This is a genomic window from Anaeromyxobacter sp. SG66, assembly GCF_022690805.1.
Lineage (GTDB): Bacteria > Myxococcota > Myxococcia > Myxococcales > Anaeromyxobacteraceae > Anaeromyxobacter > Anaeromyxobacter soli.
Genome location: NZ_JALCZC010000028.1, coordinates 20,485 through 40,412, shown reverse-complemented (window position 1 = coordinate 40,412; position 19,928 = coordinate 20,485). Strand labels below are relative to the sequence as shown.

Genomic DNA, 19,928 nt, shown 5'->3' with positions numbered 1-19,928 from the left:
CCCCACCTCGACGCTCGTCACCCGTCTCCTGGGGCGTTCAGGTCCCGCGCTGGATGAGCTCGACCTTGTAGCCGTCGGGGTCCTGCACGAAGGCGATGACGGTCGTGCCGTGCTTCATCGGCCCGGCCTCGCGGGTGACCACGCCCCCGCGCCGCTTGATCTCCGCGCACGCGGCGTAGGCGTCCGGCACCTCGAGGGCGACGTGGCCGTAGCCGCTGCCGAGATCGTAGGAGCTCGTGTCCCAGTTGTGCGTGAGCTCGAGCGCCGCGTGCTCGGACTCGGGACCGTAGCCCACGAACGCGAGCGTGAAGCGGCCGTCCGGGTAGTCCTGCCGGCGCAGGAGCTTCATCCCCAGGATCTCGGTGTAGAACGCGATGGAGCGCTCGAGATCGCCGACGCGGAGCATGGTGTGGAGGATGCGCACGATCGTCTCCTCGCCGCCGGTTCGAGGTCGCGGCGGTCGTGGATTAGCACGGGACCCGGGGAGACGCGACCACGGCGGCGTACGGCCCTCGCAGGGGCCGCACGCTCGCCCGCCGCGGCGCTCAGCGGAGATACTTCTGCGCCGCCAGGGCGGCGATGGTGCCGTCGGCCACCGCGGTGGTGATCTGCCGGAACCGCTTCACGCGGATGTCGCCCGCGGCGTACACGCCGGGGATCTCGGTCTCCATGTCGTCGGTCGTCTTCACGTAGCCGCTCGGGGCGAGCTTGACGTAGCGCGCGAGGAGGTCGGTGCGCGGTACCATCCCGATGAACACGAACACGCCGTCGGTCGGGAGCCGCTTTCGCTCCTGGGTCCGCAGCGCCTCGACCTCGAGCGCCTCGAGCGCCGTCTCGCCGTGGAACGCCCGCGGCTCGTGTCCGAACAGGACCTGGATCTTCGGGTTCGTGAGCGCCTCGCTCACCGAGGCCGGCTCCGCCTGGAACTGCTCGAACTGGTGGACGATGGTGACGCTCCGCGCGAACTGCGTGAGGAAGAGCGCCTCCTCCACGGCGGAGTTCCCGCCGCCGATGACGTGGATGTCCTTGCCCTCGAAGTAGGCGCCGTCGCAGGTCGCGCAGTAGGAGATGCCGCGGCCCTTGAACGTGTCCTCTCCCGGGACCCCGAGCGGGCGCGGCTTCGCGCCGGTCGTCACGATCACCGCGCGCGCCTCGACCGTCTCCGACTCGTCCAGCTCGAGCGTCTTCACGAAGGGCGCGAGGTCGTGCGCCGTGATCTCGACCGAGCGGCGGATCTTCGCGCCGAAGCGCTCGGCTTGCCTCGCGAACGCCAGCGAGAGCTCGGAGCCGTGGATGTCCTCCGGGAAGCCGGGGTAGTTCGACACCTTGTGGGTCGTCTTCACCTGCCCGCCCGGGATGCTCTCGTCGATCACGAGCGTCCTGAGCCTCGCGCGCGCCGCGTAGATGGCGGCGGTGAGTCCGGCGGGTCCAGCCCCGATGACGACGACGTCGTAGCGCTCGTTCATGGCCAGGAGCTCCCGCTCAGGTGAGCAGCGCCTCGACGGCGGACTTCAGCGCGGACCGCTTGATGTCCTCGCCGGTCATGCGCGCCCCCACCTCGCGCCCGCCCTTGAAGAAGACGAGGGTCGGGCTGCCGGTGACCCCGAGCTGCGTCGCGAGCTCGCGGTTGCCCTGCCGGAAGACCTTGAGGAACCGCGCCCTGCCCGCGAACTGCTCGGCGACCGCCTCGAACTTGGGCGCGAGCGCCTCGCAGGGCGGGCACTCGGTGGAGAAGAAGTCGAGCACGACCGGGGTCTCTGCCCCGAGCACGCGCTCCTCGTACTGCGCGGCGTTGATCTCCTCGACGGATGCGGCCATCGGACCTCCAGGCAGACCTCTCCCGTCCGGAGGATCCGGAGGCCGGGGGAGGTGAGGGTGGGAAAAGGAGCGGGGCGGACCCCGCGGTGCTTCAGTCGTGGCAGCCCGAGACGAGCGGGGATGCCTTGGCGCAGCACTGCGCGACCTTCTCCGGCGCGCAGCAGGTGGGCTTCTTGAGCGTGGTGAGCAGCTTCATCGCGCTCTCCTTCAGGGTGCGAGGTGGGACTCGATCTTCTCCTTCAGGGCGCGAGCGGCGTCGCAGTCCTCACACGGTGCGTCCGGCTTCACCTTGTGTGTCTGGCAAGTCGCGAGGCAGTTCACGAGCGACTGGACCATGATCCGCAGCTCCTTAGGGGAGAGCTGCAGGACCGTCTGCGTTGCCGCGGGGACCATGTGCGCCTCCAGGAACGGGTGCGTCGGATCCTCACGCCGTTGAGTACGAGCCGCTGAGGGCACGCGGGGTTCGCGACATGCGGTCGCAGGCGGGGTGGCGCCCCCCGGGATGTGACCCGGGACGGTCCGCATCCCGCCCGGTCAGGTATCGAGGCCGTAGTACCGCGCGCCCAGCCCGTAGAGCTCGACGACGGGGCGGCAGTCGGGCGCGAGCGGCGTCCCCTCCCGATCCCACGCGATGGCGCCGCAGCCACCGCCGCAGACCGGCGCGGAGGCGCACCCCGCGCAGCCCGGGATCGTGAGCGTGCTGCGCGACCGCCAGCGCGCGATCGCGGCCTCGTCCCGCGAGACGACCGGGTAGTAGCGGCCGAGCATGTGGGCCGGGTGGCCGACGGTCGCCGTGCAGCCGTACAGGCTCCCGTCGGGGCCGAAGGCCCACTCCTTCTTCGCCGCCGGGCAGGCGTCGAAGTTCGGCGCCGGCAGCTCGCCCGTGTCGGAGAGGTGGCCGATGCCGTGGAACCGCGGTCGGTGGAAGCGGCGGAGCACCGGGTGCGCCTCGGCGAGCTCGAGGTAGTGGGCCCAGAGCTCGACGCGATCGAAGAGGTCCTCGCGGCGCTGGCGCGAGGCGCAGCCGAACAGCTCGTAGTTCCGGCCCACCTGCGTCTTGAAGCGCGAGGCCGGCAGCTCGAGCCAGCCCTTCGCGTCCGCGAGCTCGGCGAGCTCCGGGAGCGCGGGCAGGTTCTGGCGATCTGCGACCACGCGCAGGTTCACGGGGATCCGGGCGCGGACGAGCGCGTCGATGCCCGCCACGATCCGGTCGAAGGTGCCTCGCCCGCTCGCGTGTGGCCGCCGCGCGTCATGGACCTTTCGCGGGCCGTCGAGCGTGACCTGCACCTCCTTGACCGGGCCCGCGGCGAGCGCGGGGAGGAAGGCCTCGAGATCGTGGCCGTTCGTGACGAACGCGAGCGAGAGGCCCCGCTCCCCCGCGCTGCGGAGGAAGTGTCCGATCCGCTCGTGGTGCGCGGGCGTGTCACGCAGCGGCTCGCCGCCGAAGAGCGTCACGTAGGGCCGCGGCGTCTCGGCGGCGTGGTTCGCGTCCACGTAGGCGAAGAACGCCTCGACCGCCTCCGGCCGCATGAGCGTCGCCGCGGAGGGGTCGAAGACCTCCTGGTAGCAGTAGGTGCACGCGAGGTTGCAGCCGAAGCTCGGGACCACGATGAGCTGCGTCGGCGCCCGCGCGGCCTCCTTCTCGAAGTCGGCGCGCGCGCGCGCGAGGAGCGCGCGGTCGTCGTCGTCGGACTCGACCACGAAGGCCGCGGCGCGGAGCGTCTCCTCGGGCAGCGACGCGGGGAGCGGCCCGCCCCGATCCAGCGCGCGGAGGGCGGCGGCGTCCTCGGCGGCGACGAGCGCGGCCTGGCCGGTGAGCGGCTGCACCAGGAGCACCTGGACGGAGCCGGGGATGGGCGCGACGAGGGTGGAGCGCGAGAGGCGCATCGAGGCCTTCTCCGGCGCTAAGGGCGCCGGCCCTTCACGGTGATCGAGAGGACGCGCACGCCGCCCTTCTCGTAGGGCGCCGTGCGGCGCAGCACGCTCACCTCGGCGAGGCCGGCCGCGGCGATGGCGGCGAGGTAGTCCGCCTCCGGGATGGCGCCCCCGTAGCATGCGGCCCAGGCGGCCGGGTCGTTGCGCACGGAGTCGGGGAGGGCGGTCTCCGAGACGACGTCGGAGACGACGAAGCGCCCGCCGGAGCGGAGCAGGCGGTGCACCTCCCGGTACACGGCGGCCTTGTCCGGCGCGTGGTTGATGGCGCAGTTCGAGACGACGACGTCGGCCTCGCCGTCCGGCAGCGTCACGGCGGCGAGGTCCGCGCGCACGAGCCGCACCTGCGCGAGGCCTCCCGCGAGCTCGCGCGCCGCCGCGATCATCGCCGCGTTCGCGTCGACGCCGATCGCGCGCCCGCCGGGGCCCACGGCCGCGGCCGCGCGCAGGAGCTCGCGCCCGCGGCCGCAGCCGAGATCCACGAGCGTCTCGCCCGCGCCGGGCGCGGCGTGCTCGAGCACGCTCCCGCAGGAGAGCGAGCCCGCCGTGCTGGCGAGGGGGGAGTACCGGGCCTCGAGCGCGCGGTCGAGGTGCGAGGGGGCGTCGCCGGGGAGGGGCATGTCGGGAGTCTCGCTCCCGGGAGAGCCAGCGGGAAGCGCGGAGGTTCGTGGCGACGGGACGAGGACCCTGGTATGCACACGCGGGTCGAGGGCGGCCACCACGAGGGGACGGCGCCGCCCGGTTTCAGCGTTCGGACACCTGACGATGCTGAGGGCGAGGACCGAGGGCCATCGAGGCGGCGAGCGGACCGCGACCGCCACCCGCGCGATCCCCACCCACTGGGAGCTCGCCCGCGCCTCGCTGTGGCTCGGCACGATCGGGTTCGGCGGCGGGGTGAGCGTGCTCGGGATGATCGGGCACCTCGCGGTCGATCGCCGCCGCTGGCTGACGGAGCGGGAGTTCGCCAACACCACCACCGTGTCGCAGATGCTCCCGGGCGGCGCCGCCGCGAACGCGCTCGCGCACGTCGGCCTCCGGCTGCGCGGGATGAGCGGGGCGCTCGCGGCGTACGTCGGCTTCGTGCTGCCGGGGGCGCTCCTCACGCTCGCCCTCGCGTGGGCCTACGTCCGGTTCGGCGTGCAGCCGCGCGCGGAGGTGGTCCTCTCGGGCCTCAACGCGGCCGTGGTGGGCATCGTGGCGGCGCTCGCGCTGCGCATGGTCCGGACGTCGATCGGACGGCCCTGGCAGATGGGCGTCGCGGCGGTGGCGCTCCTGCTCAGCATCGCCGGCGGGGCGGCCTCCGGCGAGATCGCGGCGCTCGGGATCGCCTCCGGGCTCGTCATCGACCTCATGCTGAAGCGCGCGCGGCTCGCCCGCATCCGCCGGGCGCCCCGCAAGCCGTCTCCGCCGGTGGCGCTGCCGGACGAGGGTCAGCCGCTCGAGCCGCTGCATGAGACGCGCGGCGCGGACGGGGGCGCTCCGCTCGCGGTGGTGGCTCCCCTCGGCCTCCTCACCCAGGCCGGCGTCGGCGGCCTCGTCGCGATCGGCGCGCTCTTCTTCCGCATCGGGCTCGGCGCGTACGGCGGCGGGTTCGCGATCGTGCCCCACCTGCACGCCACGGTGGTGGACGCGGGCTGGATCACCGAGCAGCAGTTCAGGAGCGCCATCGCCGTCGGGAAGCTCACCCCGGGGCCGGTGCTCCTCATGGCGACCTTCATCGGCTACGTCGCGCGCGGGTTCCCCGGCGCGATCGTGGCGACGGTCGGGATCTTCGCCGCGCCCTTCGCGCTCGTGGTCGTGCTCGGGGGCTGGCTCCTGCGCATGCGCTCGCGGCGGGCGATCCGCGCCGCGCTGCGCGGCCTCACCCCGGCGGTCGTGGGGCTCATGGCCGCCGCCGCGGTCACCCTCGGCGCGTCGATGCGCGGCCCCGCCGACGTCGGGATCGCCGTCGCCACCACGCTCACGCTGTCGCGCTTCCGGATGAGCCCCGTCCTCGTGCTCGTCACCGCCGGGGCCGTCCGCTGGGCCCTGACGCTGGCGGGGGTGTGAGGGGCACGTGCGCGTGGGCGTTCCGGCCTCCCCTGTGCTATATCCGCCGACCCGTAGTCGATGGCCCCGTAGCTCAGCTGGATAGAGCGGCGGTTTCCTAAACCGTAGGCCGTGGGTTCGAGTCCCGCCGGGGCCACTTCTCTCGTACGGGTTTTCTCGCAACGCGAGCTCGCGACTGCGGACGATCCAGCGACGACGAGCCAAAGTGACAGCGCAGTAGTTGCTCTCACGGTTCACCCCTGGGCGATGGTCGCGGGGGCATGACCCCCGCCCGCACTGTCCGTTAAGAGCGCCCCTTCCGGAGGTCGCCCGGTAGCCGGCGCGCCAGGTAGCCGGCGCGGCGTTTACGCCCCCGCCAGGCACCCCGCGTGTAGGTGACTTGGTTCCATGTGCTCTCGGTGCAAGCCTCTCCCCCACTGGCGTGCGTCCATACGGTCGCCCTGGACTCGAAGAGGTGGGCGCCTGCCCGCACGCACGAATCGATTGGCTCGTCTCGGTGGGGGTCCCAATGCAGCTCTGTTCTCGAAGGGTTCTCTGGCTCGCTTCGGCACTGATCGGCGCGCTCGCGGCGGCTCCTGCGCTAGGAGCCGGCGCGCCCCGATGCGAGGTGACTGCCAGGACGTCCGGCGATCAGTCCGTGACGGAGGGGGCGATCTCGGGTGGAACGTTCGTTCCGACGACGGTCACGCTCAACGCGGAGCCGTCACAGCCGAAGGCGGTCGCGTACTCGTGGGCTCAGGACGCGAATGACGCATACGCCGTCGTCCTGAGCGATCCCGGCGCCGCGAAGCCGACCTTCACCGCTCCCAACGTCCGGGCGGCGGGCACCACCCTCCACTTCACCGTGACCGTGAGGGGCTGCGACCCGCTCCAGACCCAGACCGCGACGACGACGGTCACCATCACGGACGTCAACAGCCCGCCGCTCGCCGCGGCGAGCGCCCCGTCGTCCGTGAACGAAGGTGACCTGTTCCTCCTCGACGGCCGCGGCTCGAGCGATCCCGACGGTGATCCGCTGACCTACCGCTGGGAGCGGGTCGTCGCGGGGAGCGTCGAGCAGGTCGGGACGACGGCGGCGGTCGAGCTCGCGGCGCCCCCGGTGCCTTACCCCGGCGGCGCCAGCTTCACGTACCGGCTCACGGTCTCCGACGGCTCGCTCTCGAGCTCGGCGGAGGTGGTCGTCACGGTCAAGTGGGTGAACGACCCGCCGGTCGCGAACGCCGTGTGCACGTCCCCCGTGAACGAGGGCGCCTCGATCCTGCTGGACGGCGCATCTCCCTCGAAGCCCTCCACGGATCCCGACGACGGCATCGCCTCGTACGCCTGGCGCCAGACCTCGGGCGGCCCGGACGCGAACCTCGCGGCGGAGGCGCTGTCGTACCCCGCGCTCGCCTTCGATGCGCCCCGGCTCACGGTGGGCCATGGCGACACGATGACGTTCGAGCTGAAGGTCACCGACAACGGCAGCCTGTTCAGCACCGACAGCTGCGAGGTCGTCGTGAAGGACGTGACCGCGCCGGTGCTGAACCCGCCGAACATCACGCGTGAGGCCACCTCGGCCTCCGGGGCGACCGTCGTCTTCTCGATCAAAGGCGACGACGCCTTCGACGGTGAGGTGCCGGCCGTGTGCGTCCCGCAATCCGGCACGACGTTCCCGCTCGGGGATAGCGTCGTGCAGTGCGCGGCGTCGGACAAGGCAGGGAACAGGACGGGAGCGAGCTTCACCGCGTCGATCGTCGACACGACGCCGCCGGACGTGACCGTCCCGGCGAGCCTCACGGAGGAGGCGACGAGCGCCGCGGGCGCCGCGGTGACGTTCGGCGCCTCCGCGTCGGATCTCGTCGACGGCGCCGTGACGCCCGTGTGCACGCCCGCCTCCGGCAGCACGTTCGCGCTCGGGACGACCACGGTCTCCTGCACGGCGACCGACGCGCACGGCAACGGGAGCGGCCCGAAGACGTTCACGGTGACGGTCCGGGACACGACCCCGCCCGCCGTCACAGTCCCCGGCGATCTCACGACGCTCGCGACGAGCGCGCAGGGTGCGCCGGTGTCGTTCGCCGCCTCCGCGACCGACCTCGTCGACGGCGCCGTGACGGCGAGCTGCACGCCGCAGTCCGGGAGCACCTTCGCCCCCGGCACGACGACCGTGTCCTGCACCGCGAGCGATTCCCGCGGGAACGCGGCGACGCCGAAGACGTTCACCGTGACCGTCCAGTTCGCGTTCCTCGGCTTCTTCCAGCCGGTGGACGACCTCCCGCTCGTGAACGCCGTGAAGAACGGCGCCACGGTGCCGGTGAAGTGGAAGCTGCAGGGGCAGGGCGGGGTCGAGATCACCGACCTCTCGGCCGTCGACCTGAAGAGCACGAAGGTCCAGAGCATCGCCTGCGCCGCGCTCACCTCGCTCGAGTCGCAGATCGAGCTCACGACCACCGGCGGCACGGCGCTCCGCTACGACTTCACCGCGGCGCAGTACGTGCTGAACTGGCAGACGCCGAAGCTGCCCGGCACCTGCTGGCGTCTCGACCTCGTCCTCGCGGACGGCTCGACGCGGAGCGCGAACTTCAAGCTGAGGTGAGCCGCGGCCCTCCGTCCGGCGCCCGCGCTGCCGGCGCGGGCGCTTCTGGACGTGCGCACCTGGCGAAGCCGCCCGATCTCGACGCGCTGGGCAGGTTGCTCGAGGGCGAGCCGCAGGACCCTCCCGCGCTCCCGGGAGCGCCCTGGCTCCGTGCCGCCGCCAGCTCGCCCGGCGCGGTGTCCCGGACGGCGGCGGATGAGCCCGGCAGACGGCCGCCGGCCGGCGCGCTGCCGGACGTGCGGAGGACGCGCGCCCCACCGCGCGCTCACTCGCGCCGGCACGTTGCAGGGCCGGCGCGCACGCCGCAACGTCCCGTGCGGGAGACAGTCGTGAAGCGCCCGAGGAGCGAGGGCGAGGAGGATCCGATGGCCAGGGTGGAGACGGTGATGAAGTCGGCGATGTGCTGCCGGCCTGACGACACGGCGCGTGACTGCGCGCGCCTCATGAAGGAGGAGAACATCGGCTTCGTGCCGGTCTGCAACGAGGCGGACGAGCCCGTCGGCACCATCACGGATCGCGATCTCGCGCTCCGGATCCTCGCCGAGGGGCGCCTGCTGGATGCGAAGCTCGAGGACGTCATGACCCCCGAGGTCGTGAGCTGCAAGATCGGCGACGACCTGCGTGACGCCGAGCGCCTCATGCGCGAGCACCGCAAGTCCCGCATCATGGTCTGCGACGAGGAGGGCAGGTTGCAGGGCGTCATCAGCCTGTCGGACATCGCCGAGGAGGAGGACGAGGAGGTCGCGGGGCGCACGCTGCGCGAGGTCGCGTCGCGCGAGATCTCCCAGCCGCACGCGTCGTAGCGCGCGGACGGCGGCGCGGGGGCGGGGGCGCCCTGCGCCGGCCCGGCTCGCGCTCCGAGGGGGAGGTCGGCCGTCTCAGCTCCCCGACGCGGCGCTCGGTTCGGCGAGTGTGCCGCTCCGGCGTCGGCGGAATCTCCCGGCGAGCGAGCCGAGCCCCTGCGTACCCGCGCGGAACCGCCCGATACCACCGGGCGCGCCCGCGCTTCTCCGCTTGCACGCGCCCACGCGGGGCGGCATGGTGGCGGCGCAGCGGGGAGGGGGACGCCGATGGACGACAAGCTCGCGCCGGGACACCTGTCCCTCCGCATCCAGGAAGGCCTCCGCGGCCACCACCTGCTGTTCGACGCGGACCAGATCCGGGAGGCGTTCGCCGTCGCGGATCGCGCGGTCGCCCGCGAGGACGCCGACGAGGTCGGCGAGGTTCTCCTCTCGATCTGCCGCGATCCGCTGGAGGTCGCCCGCCTCGCGGTCGAGGGGCTCGCGCCCGACGCGCGGCTCGCCCTCATCCGGCTCTACTTCCGGCTCCTGGACCGCGCGGAGCAGGAGCGCGGCCTGACGCACTGACGATGCCGCTCCCGGACGCCCTCGCGCGCGCGACGTTCCCGGAGCCCGTCCTCCACGTCCTCCGCCGGCTCGGCGCGGCGGGACACCGGTCGTGGCTCGTCGGCGGCGCGGTCAGGGATCTCCTCCTCCATCACGGCCGCGACGCGAACGACTTCGACGTCGCGACCCCCGCGCGGCCGGACGAGGTCGCGGCGCTCTTCCCCAAGGTCATCCCGACCGGCATCGAGCACGGCACGGTGACCGTGCTCGTGGGCGGCGAGCCGATCGAGGTGACGACCTTCCGCGGCGAGGGCGCGTACACGGACGGCCGCCGGCCCGAGTCGGTGACCTTCCACGAGGACCTCGAGGCCGACCTCGCGCGCCGCGACTTCACCATGAACGCCCTCGCCTTCGACCCGCTCGCCGGCGAGCTGCGCGATCCGTTCGGCGGCGAGGCCGACCTCCGGCGGCGGCTCGTCCGCGCGGTCGGGGATCCGGTCGCCCGCTTCGGCGAGGACGGCCTGCGCCCGATGCGGGCGGTCCGCTTCGCCGCCCAGCTCGGCTACGAGCTCGACCCCGCGACCCAGGCCGCCATCCCCGGCGCGCTGCCCGTCGTCCGCAAGGTCTCCCTGGAGCGCATCGCCGACGAGCTCACGCGGCTCGTCGTCGCGCCCGACGCGGCCCGGGCGGTCGAGCTCATGCGCACCACCGGCCTCCTCGAGACGGTCCTCCCGGCGCTCGCCGCCCGCCCGGCCCCGGAGGTGAGCCACGCGGTCGCGGTCCTCGCCGCGACGCCCGCCGAGCCGGCGCTCCGGCTCGCCGCGCTCCTGCACACGCTGCCGGCCGGCGACGTCGGACGCACGCTCCTGCACCTGCGCCTGTCGCGGCGGATCTCAGACGACACGGCGGCGCTCGTGCGCGCGCACGCTTGCCGGCTCGCAGGGCGGGGGCACGCGCTCCCGGCGGCGGCCGCGGAGGTCAGGCGCTGGCTCGCCGCGGCAGGGCCCGCGCGCGCCGCGCCCCTCCTCGACCTCGCCCGCGCCGAGGCCGCAGCGCTCGCCCCCGACGAGGCGGAGCCTGCGCAGCGGGAGCTCGAGGCGCTCACCGAGACGATCGCCCACATCCGGCGCGCCGGGGATCCGCTCACGCCGCAGGAGCTCGCGCTCGACGGGCGCGCGGTGATGCGGATCCTGGGCGCCGCTCCGGGACCGCACGTCGGCGAGGCGCTCCGTCACCTGCTCGAAAGGGTGCTCGAGCACCCCGAGGAGAACGACGAGGAGCGGCTCACCGTCGCGCTCCGTCGATGGTGGGACGCGGAAGGCCGAAGCTTATAATGCAGGCGGGGCGAACGACATGCCGCGCCGCGTGCTGTGCATCGAGGGAGACGCCGACGTCCGGGCGCGGGTGAAGTCCCGCCTGGAGCAGGACGGTTACGCCGTCGACACGAGCGCCTCCGGGCTCGAGGGCATCGAGCGCGCCCTCACGTCCCGGCCCGACCTCATCCTCGCCGACGTCCACCTGCCGGACCTCGAGGGGTTCGAGCTCGCCGCGCGCCTCAAGCGCGAGAAGGCGCTCGAGGAGGTCCCCATCGTCGCGGTGGGCGAGTCGCGCGACGATCACGACGTCGCGCTCGCGGCGGGCGCGGACGGCTTCCTCGAGCGCGACCGCCTCGACGGGACGCTCTCCGAGGAGGTCCGCGAGTTCCTCGCGGGCAAGCGCGAGCGGCTCCCCGCGGAGGGCGAGCGAGAGCGGCTGCGCGCGCTGTCCGGCCTCATGGCCTCGCACCTCGAGTCCGCCGTCAGCGGCTCCCGGCGGGCGAACGCCCGGCTCGTCGAGGCGGACGCGCTGAAGAGCGCGTTCATGCACAACCTCGCCCACGAGCTCTCGACCCCCCTCACGCCGCTCGCCGGCTACCTGCGCATCCTCTCGTCCGAGAAGCTCGGGCCCATGTCGCCGCAGCAGCGCCGGATCGTCGACTCGATGATCCAGTCGGTGACCCGCCTCACCCGCATCGTCGACAACCTCTCCGACTTCGCGAGCCTGGAGGCCGGCCAGGCACCCGTCCTCGAGGGACCGGTGGATCCGGACCAGCTCGCCGACGACGCCGTCGCGGAGCAGCGCTCGATGATCCGCGACGCGCGGCTGCACGTCGTGGTCGCGCACGGCGGAGGCGGGGTGGTGATCGCCGATCCGCGCAAGCTCCGCCAGGCCGTGGCGAACCTCGTGTCGAACGCGGTGAAGTTCTCGCCCCACGGCGGCGAGGTGCTGGTAGAGGTCACGCGCCCCCCAGGCAAGGTTCGCTACACCGTGTACGACCAGGGGCCGGGCATCCGCGGCGGCGAGCAGGAGCGGATCTTCGAGCCGCTCCACCACGCGCACGCGCGCGGGCGGGACGACGCGCGCGCGCCGGGCTCGGGCCTCGGCCTGCCGGTGGCCCGCCGCATCGCCGAGGCGCACGGCGGGCGCGTCTGGGTGGAGAGTCCGCCGCGCACCCAGCCCGGCTCCCTCACGCGGCAGTTCACCGGCTCGAAGTTCGTGCTCGAGATCCCGGTGCGGCCGGCCGATCGGCCCGCGACCGGCAGCACCACGCCCGCCGCCACCCTCGCTTGATCCGGCGGCCGGAGGCGGGTACACCGCCCGCCGAGGCCTCTCGACCGATGCGCGTCCTCGTCGCCCTCTCCGGGGGAGTCGACTCCTCCACCGCCGCCGCGCTCCTCGTCGCCGAGGGGCACGAGGTCATCGGCGTGTCCATGCGCGTCGCCGACTACTCGGACGCCCGGCGCGGCCGGTCCTGCTGCGCCCCCGACGATCTGGAGGACGCGCGGGCCGCGGCCCGCCGGCTCGGCATCCCGTTCTACGTCGCCAACGTGGAGGCGCGCTTCCGCGAGCGGGTCATCGATCCCTTCGTGCGCGACTACGTCGAGGGCCGCACCCCGAACCCGTGCGTGGCGTGCAACTCGGACGTGAAGTTCGACTGGCTGCTCGCCCGCGCGCGCGCCCTCGGCGCGAAGCTCGCCACCGGCCACTACGCGCGCGTCGAGCGGCGCGGCGGCCGCCTCGCGCTCTGCACCGCGGGCGATCCGGCGAAGGACCAGACCTACTTCCTCTACGGCCTCGGCCAGGACGCGCTGCGCGACGTGCTCTTCCCGGTCGGCGACCTCGCGAAGCGCGACGTCCGCGCCGCCGCGGCGCGGGCGGGGCTCCCCAACGCCGGGAAGGCGGAGTCGCAGGAGATCTGCTTCGTGACGCAGGGCGACGCCGGCGACTTCGTCGCGCTCCGCGCGCCTGGGGAGGTGCGGGCGGGGGAGATCGTCTCCACCGCGGGCGAGGTGCTCGGGCGGCACGACGGCGTGCACCGCTTCACGGTCGGCCAGCGGCGCGGGCTCGGGATCGCCGGCCCCGCGCCGCGCTACGTCGTGCGCCTCGAGCCGGAGGCCGCGCGGGTCGTGGTGGGCAGCTCCGAGGAGGCGTCTCGCGATCGCTTCGAGGTCGCGGAGGTGCGCTGGGTCGCGGGCGCGCCGCCGCCGGGCGCGCTCTCCGCGCGCGTGAAGATCCGCCACCGCCACGAGGGCGAGCTCGGGACGGTGACGCCGTCGGGCGGCGGGGCGGAGGTCCGGCTCGCGCGGCCCGTCCGCGGGGTCGCGCCGGGCCAGGCGGCGGTCTTCTACGGCGGCGACGAGGTGCTCGGCGGTGGACGCATCGTCTGAGCCGCTCCGCCCGCGGGTGGCGATCATCGCGCTCGGCTGCCGCGTGAGCCGGGCCGACGCGGACGCCCTCGCGAGCGCGCTCGGGGACGGCCTCTCGGTCGCGCGCGCCGGCGAGCGCGCCGACGTGGTCGTGGTGAACACCTGCACCATCACGGCCGACGCCGACGCGGCCGCCCGTCAGGCGATCCGCCGGGCCGCGCGCGATCACCCGGGGGCGGCCATCGTCGCCGCGGGGTGCTACGCGCAGGTCCGTCCCGAGGTGCTCGCCGCGCTGCCCGGGGTCGCGGCGGTGATCGGGGCGCGCTCGCAGGCGGAGGTCGCGGGCACGGTCGCCCGGCTGGTCGCGCGCGGCCCGGGCGCCGTCGCGCCGGGGGCGCCCGGCGAGCGGGTGGGGGAGGCCGCCGCGGCCCTCGCGGCGGAGTGGGGGAACGCGCCGCTCGTCCGCGCCCGTCACACCCGCCCGTTCGTCAAGATCCAGGACGGCTGCGACGCGCGCTGCAGCTACTGCGTCGTGCCGCTCGCGCGCGGCGGCTCGCGCTCCCTCCCGCTCGACGAGGCGCTCCGCCGGCTGGCGCTCGTCGGCGCGCGCAACCCCGAGCTCGTCCTCACCGGCGTCCACCTCGGCGCGTACGGCCGCGATCTCTCCCCGCGCTCCTCGCTCGCGGAGCTCGTCCGCGCGGCCGTCCACGGTGGGCTCGCGGCGCGGCTCCGCCTCTCCTCGATCGAGCCGCTGGAGGTCCCGCAGGAGCTCCTCGCCGACCCCGAGGTGACTCCTTCACTGTGCGCGCACCTTCACCTGCCGCTCCAGAGCGGCTCGGATCGCGTCCTCGCCGCCATGCGCCGGCCGTACCGCGCAGACGGCTACCGCCGCGCCGTGCTCGAGGCGGCCGCGCGCCTCCCCGGCGCGTGCCTCGGCGCCGACGTCCTCACCGGCTTCCCCGGCGAGACCGACGCGGACCACCGCGCCACCGTCGCGCTCGTCGAGGCGCTCCCGCTCGCGTATCTCCACGTCTTCCCGTTCTCGCCGCGGCCCGGCACGGACGCCGCGGCGCTCCCCGGCGCAGCGCCCGCGGCGGTCGCTCGGGCCCGCGCGCGGGAGCTCATCGCCCTGTCCGACCGCCGGTGGCGGGCCTTCCTCGGCGGCCTGCGCGGCCGGGAGCTGGAGGTCGTGGTCGAGCGGGTGGAGGACGGCGTCGCGCGGGGCACCTCGCGCGAGTACGCGACGGTGCGGTGGGCGGCCGATCCGGCGGCAGGCGACGCGCGCGGCGCCCTCGTCCGCGTCCGGGTCCGCGGCGACGACGGGGAGGTCTGCGGGGGCGTCCGGACGGACCCACCTCCGCGCTCTTCGTGACGCCCCGCCGAGGCCCGGCCGGAACCTTGCCCTCGTGGGCCGTCCGGCCTAATCCATGCGCCATGCTGCTCCCCGACGGCCGCCAAGTCCCGGACCTCCCGCTCGATCGCGCCGTCGTCGACCGCTGCCGCGCGCTCGCCGACCAGGTCACCGCCCAGGTGCTGGAGTTCGTGGGCCGCCACTCGACCGTCTCGATCGAGCGCACGGTGCTGCGCCTCTACGGCCTGCACGACGCCGGCCCGCGCGGCGTGCCGCTCGTGAACCTCGCGGTGGACGCGCTCCACGAGAAGCGGCTCCTCGGGCGCGGCGCGGCCTACTGGATGGGCTACGCGCTGCGGCGCGGCGCGACCGATCCGATGGGTGTCGTCGAGCGGCTCGTGGCGCTGCCCTCGAGCCCCGAGCCGCTCCCCGAGGCGGAGGAGCGGGCGATGCTCGAGGAGATGCGCCGCGAGGCGCGCGCGAACGTGGACGAGCTCCGCGCCCGCGTCCGCCGGCGCGACGCGCTCAGGGACGAGCTGGGCGTCGGCCCGCGGCCCCACAAGTACCTCATCGTCGCGACCGGCAACATCCACGACGACGTGGAGCAGGCCCTCGCGGCGGCCCAGTCCGGCGCCGACGTCATCGCGGTGATCCGCTCGACGGCGCAGTCGCTCCTCGACTACGTGCCGCACGGCGCCACGACCGAGGGGTACGGCGGCACGTACGCGACGCAGGAGAACTTCCGCATCATGCGCGAGGCGCTCGACGACGAGTCGCGCCGCCTCAGGCGCTACGTGCACCTCACGAACTACTCCTCCGGGCTCTGCATGCCGGAGATCGCGTTCGCCGCGGCGTGGGAGCGGCTCGACATGCTGCTCAACGACGCGATGTACGGCATCCTCTTCCGCGACATCAACATGAAGCGGACGCTCTGCGATCAGTACTTCTCGCGCCGCATCTGCGCGCTCGCGGACGTCGTCATCAACACCGGCGAGGACAACTACATCACCACCGCGGACGCGGACGAGGCGGCGCACACCGTCATCGCCTCCCAGTTCGTGAACGAGAGCTTCGCCCACCGCGCCGGCCTCCCCGACCGGCTCATCGGCCTCGGCCACTCCTTCGAGATCGATCCGGCGCGCGAGGACACCGTCGCCCGCGAGTTCGCGCAGGCGCTCCTCGTCCGCACCCTCTTCCCGGAGGCGCCCATCAAGTACATGCCGCCCACGAAGCACAAGCAGGGCGACATCTTCTTCAGCCACGCGTACGACGTCATGGCGGACGTCGTGGGCTACGTGACGGGGCAGGGGATCCAGCTCCTCGGCATGATGACCGAGGCGATGCACAACCCCTTCCTCATGGATCGCTACGTCGCGCTGAAGAGCGCCGACTACGTCTACCGGGCCTGGCGCTCGATGGGCGCGGAGATCACGTTCCGCCCCGACGGCATGGTGCAGCGCCGCGCCCAGGAGACGCTCCGCGAGGCGCTGGCGCTCCTCGAGGAGGTCGCCCGCGACGGGCTCTTCCGGGCCATCGGGAAGGCGCGCTTCGGCGACGTCGCGCGCGAGGAGGACGGCGGCAAGGGGCTCGCCGGCGTCCTCGAGCGCGGCCCCCGCTACTTCAACCCGTTCCTCGAGATCATGGAGGCGAGATGAGCCACTCCGCGTTTCCGCGCGCCACCCGCGCCGCCCTCGTCCTCTGCGTCGCCGTCGCGACGCTCTCCGGGTGCGCCACCGTCCGCCAGGCGCTCTCGCCCGCGCCGAGGGGCGTGCCGAGCGGGAGGGACGGCTGGCTCGTCTACTCGGTCCACGCCCTCCGCTTCGAGGCGCCCGCGGCCTGGGGGGCGTCCGGCGGCGAGCAGCACCTCACCCTCGAGGCGCCGGACGGCAGCGCGCGGATGGAGATCTCGACGCCGGGCACGAGCTACGCCGACGAGCAGGCCTGCCTCGCCGGCGCCGAGGAGTTCCTGAAGCGCGGAGCGGCGCTCGAGCGCGTGCGCCGGCACCCGACCCGCCTCGCCGGCGTCAGCGCCGTCACGCTCGAGGGCGACTCCGGCGGCTGGCACGTCTGGGCGTACGCGGCCTGCGACGGCGGCACCCAGTACCAGCTCTTCTTCACCGCGCGCTCGCCCGCGGCCGCCGAGGCGGTGGAGGCGTACCGCACGCTCGTGCAGAGCGCGAAGATCGGAGGGCAGGCGTGAGGCCGCGCGACTGGGAGCCCGGGCAGATCGTCCGGCCCTACGGCGACCGCCGCGACGACGGCGTCGTGCAGCTCTCGTTCGTCCTGCCCGTGCCGCCGGGGGAGCGCGCGCGGGAGGCCGCGGCCGAGCTCGCCCGCAAGATGGGGATGGACCAGGTGCACGTCGCCTCGATGGAGCCGGCGGCGGAGCAGTACACCTTCTTCGTCGTCTACGGCCGGACCTCGGTCTCGGTGGACTACGCCGCGCTCTCCGTCCCCGAGGTGGTCGTCCGGAAGAAGGGCTTCGACGAGCTGAACGAGTACGCGCTGCGCGAGGTCGGGCGGCGGATGGTGGTCATCGGCGCGTGCACCGGCTCCGACGCGCACGCGGTCGGGATCGACGCGATCATGAACATGAAGGGCTTCGCCGGCGACTACGGGCTCGAGCGCTACGCCTGCTTCGAGGCGGCGAACCTCGGCGCGCAGGTGGAGAACGCCCAGCTCGCGCGTGTCTGCAAGGAGCGGGAGGCGGACGCGGTGCTTGTCTCGCAGGTGGTGACCCAGCGCGACGTCCACAAGGAGAACGCGCGGCAGCTCCTCCGCGAGCTCGAGCGGCTCGGGATCCGCGGCCGGGTGACGGCGATCCTGGGCGGGCCGCGCATCGATCACCGCCTCGCCGTCGAGCTCGGCTACGACGCCGGCTTCGGCCCGGGCACGAGGCCGTCGGAGGTGGCGAACTTCATCGTCGGCGCGGTGCTGAAGCGCATGGGCAAGGAGATGCACTGATGCCGCTGCACGAGAAGGTGACCCTCCGGCTGCGCATGTCCCAGGCGGACGCGCACTACGGCGGCGCGCTCGTCGACGGCGCGCGGATGCTCGCGCTCTTCGGCGACGTGGCGACGGAGCTCCTCATCCGCCACGACGGCGACGAGGGGCTGTTCCGCGCGTACGACGCGGTCGAGTTCCTCGCGCCCGTCCACGCCGGCGACTACGTCGAGGCCGAGGGCGAGATCGTGAAGGCGGGGAACACCTCGCGCGCGATGCGGTTCGAGGCGCGGAAGGTCGTCTCGCCTCGCCCGGACCTGTCCGACAGCGCCGCCGAGGTGCTCGCGCCGCCGGTGGTGGTCTGCCGGGCGACCGGCACCTGCGTCGTCCCCAAGGACAAGCAGCGGTTCCCGAGGTAGAGGTGCGTTGATCCGGCGACATCCGTCATGAACGGGCGAGGGCGCGGCCCGTTGCGGTAGGAGGAGCCACGATGGCCGAGAAGGTGATCGTCACCGCCGCCGTGGTCGGCGCAGAGGTGACGCGCGAGCAGAACCCCGCCGTGCCCTACACGCCCGCCGAGATCGCGCGGGCCGCCGTGGACGCTTGGCGCGCCGGCGCCGCGGCGGTCCACCTGCACGCGCGCTGGCCGGACGGCCGCGCCTCGCAGCGGCCCGAGCACTTCCGCGAGATCATCAACCGCATCCGTCAGGCGGGCAGCGACGTCGTGATCCAGTGCTCCACCGGCGGCGCGGTCGGCATGTCCGTGGACGAGCGGCTCGGCTCGCTCGTGGACGGCGCCGAGATGGGCACCCTCAACCTCGGCACGATGAACTTCGGGGACGAGGTCTTCCAGAACGCGCGGCCCGACATCGTCCGGATCGCCGGGCGGCTGCGCGAGCGTCGCCTCGTCCCGGAGTGCGAGGTCTACGACGCGGGGATGCTCGACACGCTCCGCTGGCTCCTCGAGAAGGGCCACCTCGCCGCGCCCTATCACGTGCAGTTCGTGCTCGGCGTGCCGGGCGGCATGTCCGCGAGCGAGCGCAACGTCCGGTTCCTGCTCGAGGGGCTGCCGGAGCCCACCCACTGGAGCATCGCCGGCGTGGGGCGGTTCCAGCTGCCCATGGCCGAGCTCGCGCTCGCGCTGGGCGGCCACGTGCGCGTCGGCCTGGAGGACAACCTGTACGCCGCGAAGGGCGTCCTCGCGAAGGGCTCGGACGCGCTCGTGTCGCTCGCGGTGGACCTGGCCGCGCGCGCCGGGCGCGAGCTCGCGACGCCGGCGGAGGCGCGGCGCATCCTCGGCATCGCCTGAGGTGCCGCCCGGGGAGGGCCCGGCCGCGGGCCGCGCTCGCTCCGGCGGCGCGGGCGGGGCGTCGCGTGTCAAGCCGGCGCGTCGCTTGACCGACCCGCGGGGCCGAGGCTAGCTTCCGCTCCCTCTCCCGGGGAAACGCATGACGAAGGCGGAGCTCATCGAGAAGGTGCAGGCGGCTCACGGCGATCTCTCGCGGCGCCAGGTGGGCCTGCTCGTGGACACGCTCTTCGAGCACCTCGCGAAGGGCATCCGCAAGGACAAGCGGTTCACGATGCCCGGCTTCGGCACCTTCGCCGTGAAGAAGCGCGCCGGCCGCGTCGGTCGCAACCCGCGCACGGGCGCCGAGATCCGCATCGCCCCCACCAAGACCGTCGGCTTCAAGCCGGCGCCCGAGCTCAAGAAGTCGCTCTGAGGAGCCTCTCGTGACGACCCTCGCCGCCTGGCTCTCCGCGTTCCGGACCCTGCACGAGAAGGCCCGCAAGGGCACGCTCGTGGGGATCGAGCGGGACGACTACCACGCCGGCCGCGACGAGCTCGCGCGCGCCCTCCTCGCGGCGCAGCGGCTCACGGTCGCCCAGGGGCAGCCGCCGCGCCAGGCGATCCGCGTCGCGCGCGCCCTCCAGCTCGATCTCGATCTCCTCACCTCGCGTGAGCGCGCCATCACGCTCGACCTCTCGACCGGGGGCTTCTCCTGCCTCCTCGCGAAGGCGCCGCCGCTCGGCGACGAGGCCCGCTTCTCGCTGCGGCTGCCCGGCGCCGAGGCGCTCTCCGGCCACGCGCGCGTCACCGACGCGAAGCCGAACGCGGGCAACGTCCGCGTCTCGTTCCAGATGATCGGGCTCTCGCCCGAGGAGCGCGAGCGCGTCGAGCTGTTCGTGTTCGACACGCTGCTCGCGCAGCTCGCGCCGTAGCTGGC

The 19,928-nt window shown here is 74.0% G+C and carries 21 protein-coding genes and 1 tRNA gene; 16 read left to right on the top strand and 6 right to left on the bottom strand.

Annotation, left to right across the window (positions count from 1 at the left end):
• Window positions 1-37: 37 nt before the first annotated feature.
• The 6 genes from gloA to MNZ39_RS10395 form a co-directional block, all read right to left on the bottom strand.
• Window positions 38-424: a lactoylglutathione lyase gene (gene gloA, locus MNZ39_RS10420; protein WP_242338091.1), complete on the bottom strand. Its 387-nt coding sequence runs from the start codon at window positions 422-424 to the stop codon at window positions 38-40.
• Between the two features lie 121 nt (window positions 425-545).
• Window positions 546-1,466: a thioredoxin-disulfide reductase gene (trxB, locus tag MNZ39_RS10415; RefSeq protein WP_242338089.1), complete on the bottom strand. Its 921-nt coding sequence runs from the start codon at window positions 1,464-1,466 to the stop codon at window positions 546-548.
• Window positions 1,467-1,482: 16 nt separating this feature from the next.
• On the bottom strand, window positions 1,483-1,818 hold the full coding sequence (locus tag MNZ39_RS10410; RefSeq protein ID WP_242338087.1) for a co-chaperone YbbN: 336 nt from the start codon (window positions 1,816-1,818) through the stop codon (window positions 1,483-1,485).
• A gap of 207 nt (window positions 1,819-2,025) precedes the next feature.
• The gene (locus tag MNZ39_RS10405) at window positions 2,026-2,211 is read right to left on the bottom strand and encodes a hypothetical protein (protein WP_242338085.1); all 186 of its coding nucleotides are present in this window, start codon (window positions 2,209-2,211) and stop codon (window positions 2,026-2,028) included.
• 141 nt (window positions 2,212-2,352) lie between these two features.
• The gene (locus tag MNZ39_RS10400) at window positions 2,353-3,705 is read right to left on the bottom strand and encodes a radical SAM/SPASM domain-containing protein (RefSeq protein WP_242338083.1); all 1,353 of its coding nucleotides are present in this window, start codon (window positions 3,703-3,705) and stop codon (window positions 2,353-2,355) included.
• 17 nt (window positions 3,706-3,722) lie between these two features.
• The gene (locus MNZ39_RS10395) at window positions 3,723-4,370 is read right to left on the bottom strand and encodes a methyltransferase domain-containing protein (protein ID WP_242338081.1); all 648 of its coding nucleotides are present in this window, start codon (window positions 4,368-4,370) and stop codon (window positions 3,723-3,725) included.
• Window positions 4,371-4,515: 145 nt separating this feature from the next.
• Here MNZ39_RS10395 and chrA point away from each other — a divergent pair, with 145 nt between their 5' ends.
• The 16 genes from chrA (at window position 4,516) to MNZ39_RS10315 (ending at window position 19,923) form a co-directional block, all read left to right on the top strand.
• Window positions 4,516-5,799 (top strand): chromate efflux transporter, encoded by a 1,284-nt coding sequence (gene chrA / locus MNZ39_RS10390; protein ID WP_242338079.1) that lies wholly within the window; start codon window positions 4,516-4,518, stop codon window positions 5,797-5,799.
• A gap of 62 nt (window positions 5,800-5,861) precedes the next feature.
• Window positions 5,862-5,935, top strand: a tRNA-Arg gene (locus MNZ39_RS10385).
• 471 nt (window positions 5,936-6,406) lie between these two features.
• Window positions 6,407-8,377 (top strand): PxKF domain-containing protein, encoded by a 1,971-nt coding sequence (locus MNZ39_RS10380; protein WP_242338077.1) that lies wholly within the window; start codon window positions 6,407-6,409, stop codon window positions 8,375-8,377.
• Between the two features lie 365 nt (window positions 8,378-8,742).
• On the top strand, window positions 8,743-9,180 hold the full coding sequence (locus MNZ39_RS10375) for a CBS domain-containing protein (protein WP_242338074.1): 438 nt from the start codon (window positions 8,743-8,745) through the stop codon (window positions 9,178-9,180).
• A gap of 267 nt (window positions 9,181-9,447) precedes the next feature.
• A complete protein-coding gene (locus MNZ39_RS10370; protein WP_242338072.1) occupies window positions 9,448-9,744 on the top strand; it encodes a hypothetical protein in 297 nt (98 codons plus the stop codon).
• 2 nt (window positions 9,745-9,746) lie between these two features.
• Window positions 9,747-11,057 carry a CCA tRNA nucleotidyltransferase gene (locus tag MNZ39_RS10365; RefSeq protein WP_242338070.1) on the top strand — a complete coding sequence of 437 codons (1,311 nt, stop codon included), beginning with the start codon at window positions 9,747-9,749 and terminating at the stop codon, window positions 11,055-11,057.
• A 19-nt stretch (window positions 11,058-11,076) separates the two neighbouring features.
• Window positions 11,077-12,333: a hybrid sensor histidine kinase/response regulator gene (locus tag MNZ39_RS10360; protein ID WP_242338068.1), complete on the top strand. Its 1,257-nt coding sequence runs from the start codon at window positions 11,077-11,079 to the stop codon at window positions 12,331-12,333.
• 47 nt (window positions 12,334-12,380) lie between these two features.
• Complete coding sequence (gene mnmA, locus MNZ39_RS10355) at window positions 12,381-13,430, top strand: tRNA 2-thiouridine(34) synthase MnmA (protein WP_242338066.1); 1,050 nt, start codon at window positions 12,381-12,383, stop codon at window positions 13,428-13,430.
• Window positions 13,414-14,781 (top strand): MiaB/RimO family radical SAM methylthiotransferase, encoded by a 1,368-nt coding sequence (locus MNZ39_RS10350; protein ID WP_242338064.1) that lies wholly within the window; start codon window positions 13,414-13,416, stop codon window positions 14,779-14,781. The genes mnmA and MNZ39_RS10350 overlap by 17 nt, the downstream gene beginning before the upstream one ends.
• 62 nt (window positions 14,782-14,843) lie before the next feature.
• Entirely contained in the window at window positions 14,844-16,415 is a 1,572-nt protein-coding gene (locus tag MNZ39_RS10345; RefSeq protein ID WP_242338062.1) for a lysine 5,6-aminomutase subunit alpha, read from the top strand.
• Window positions 16,412-16,960, top strand: a complete 549-nt coding sequence (locus MNZ39_RS10340; RefSeq protein WP_242338060.1) for a hypothetical protein — start codon at window positions 16,412-16,414, stop codon at window positions 16,958-16,960. Before MNZ39_RS10345 ends, MNZ39_RS10340 begins: the two co-directional genes overlap by 4 nt.
• Window positions 16,957-17,724 carry an OAM dimerization domain-containing protein gene (locus MNZ39_RS10335; RefSeq protein WP_242338058.1) on the top strand — a complete coding sequence of 256 codons (768 nt, stop codon included), beginning with the start codon at window positions 16,957-16,959 and terminating at the stop codon, window positions 17,722-17,724. The genes MNZ39_RS10340 and MNZ39_RS10335 overlap by 4 nt, the downstream gene beginning before the upstream one ends.
• On the top strand, window positions 17,724-18,122 hold the full coding sequence (locus MNZ39_RS10330) for a hotdog domain-containing protein (RefSeq protein ID WP_242338057.1): 399 nt from the start codon (window positions 17,724-17,726) through the stop codon (window positions 18,120-18,122). The genes MNZ39_RS10335 and MNZ39_RS10330 overlap by 1 nt, the downstream gene beginning before the upstream one ends.
• Window positions 18,123-18,193: 71 nt before the next feature.
• Window positions 18,194-19,012, top strand: coding sequence for a 3-keto-5-aminohexanoate cleavage protein (locus tag MNZ39_RS10325; RefSeq protein ID WP_242338055.1), 819 nt, complete (start codon window positions 18,194-18,196; stop codon window positions 19,010-19,012).
• 139 nt (window positions 19,013-19,151) lie between these two features.
• Window positions 19,152-19,424 (top strand): HU family DNA-binding protein, encoded by a 273-nt coding sequence (locus tag MNZ39_RS10320; protein ID WP_242338053.1) that lies wholly within the window; start codon window positions 19,152-19,154, stop codon window positions 19,422-19,424.
• Window positions 19,425-19,434: 10 nt separating this feature from the next.
• Entirely contained in the window at window positions 19,435-19,923 is a 489-nt protein-coding gene (locus MNZ39_RS10315) for a PilZ domain-containing protein (protein WP_242338051.1), read from the top strand.
• The last annotated feature ends 5 nt before the right edge of the window (window positions 19,924-19,928 follow it).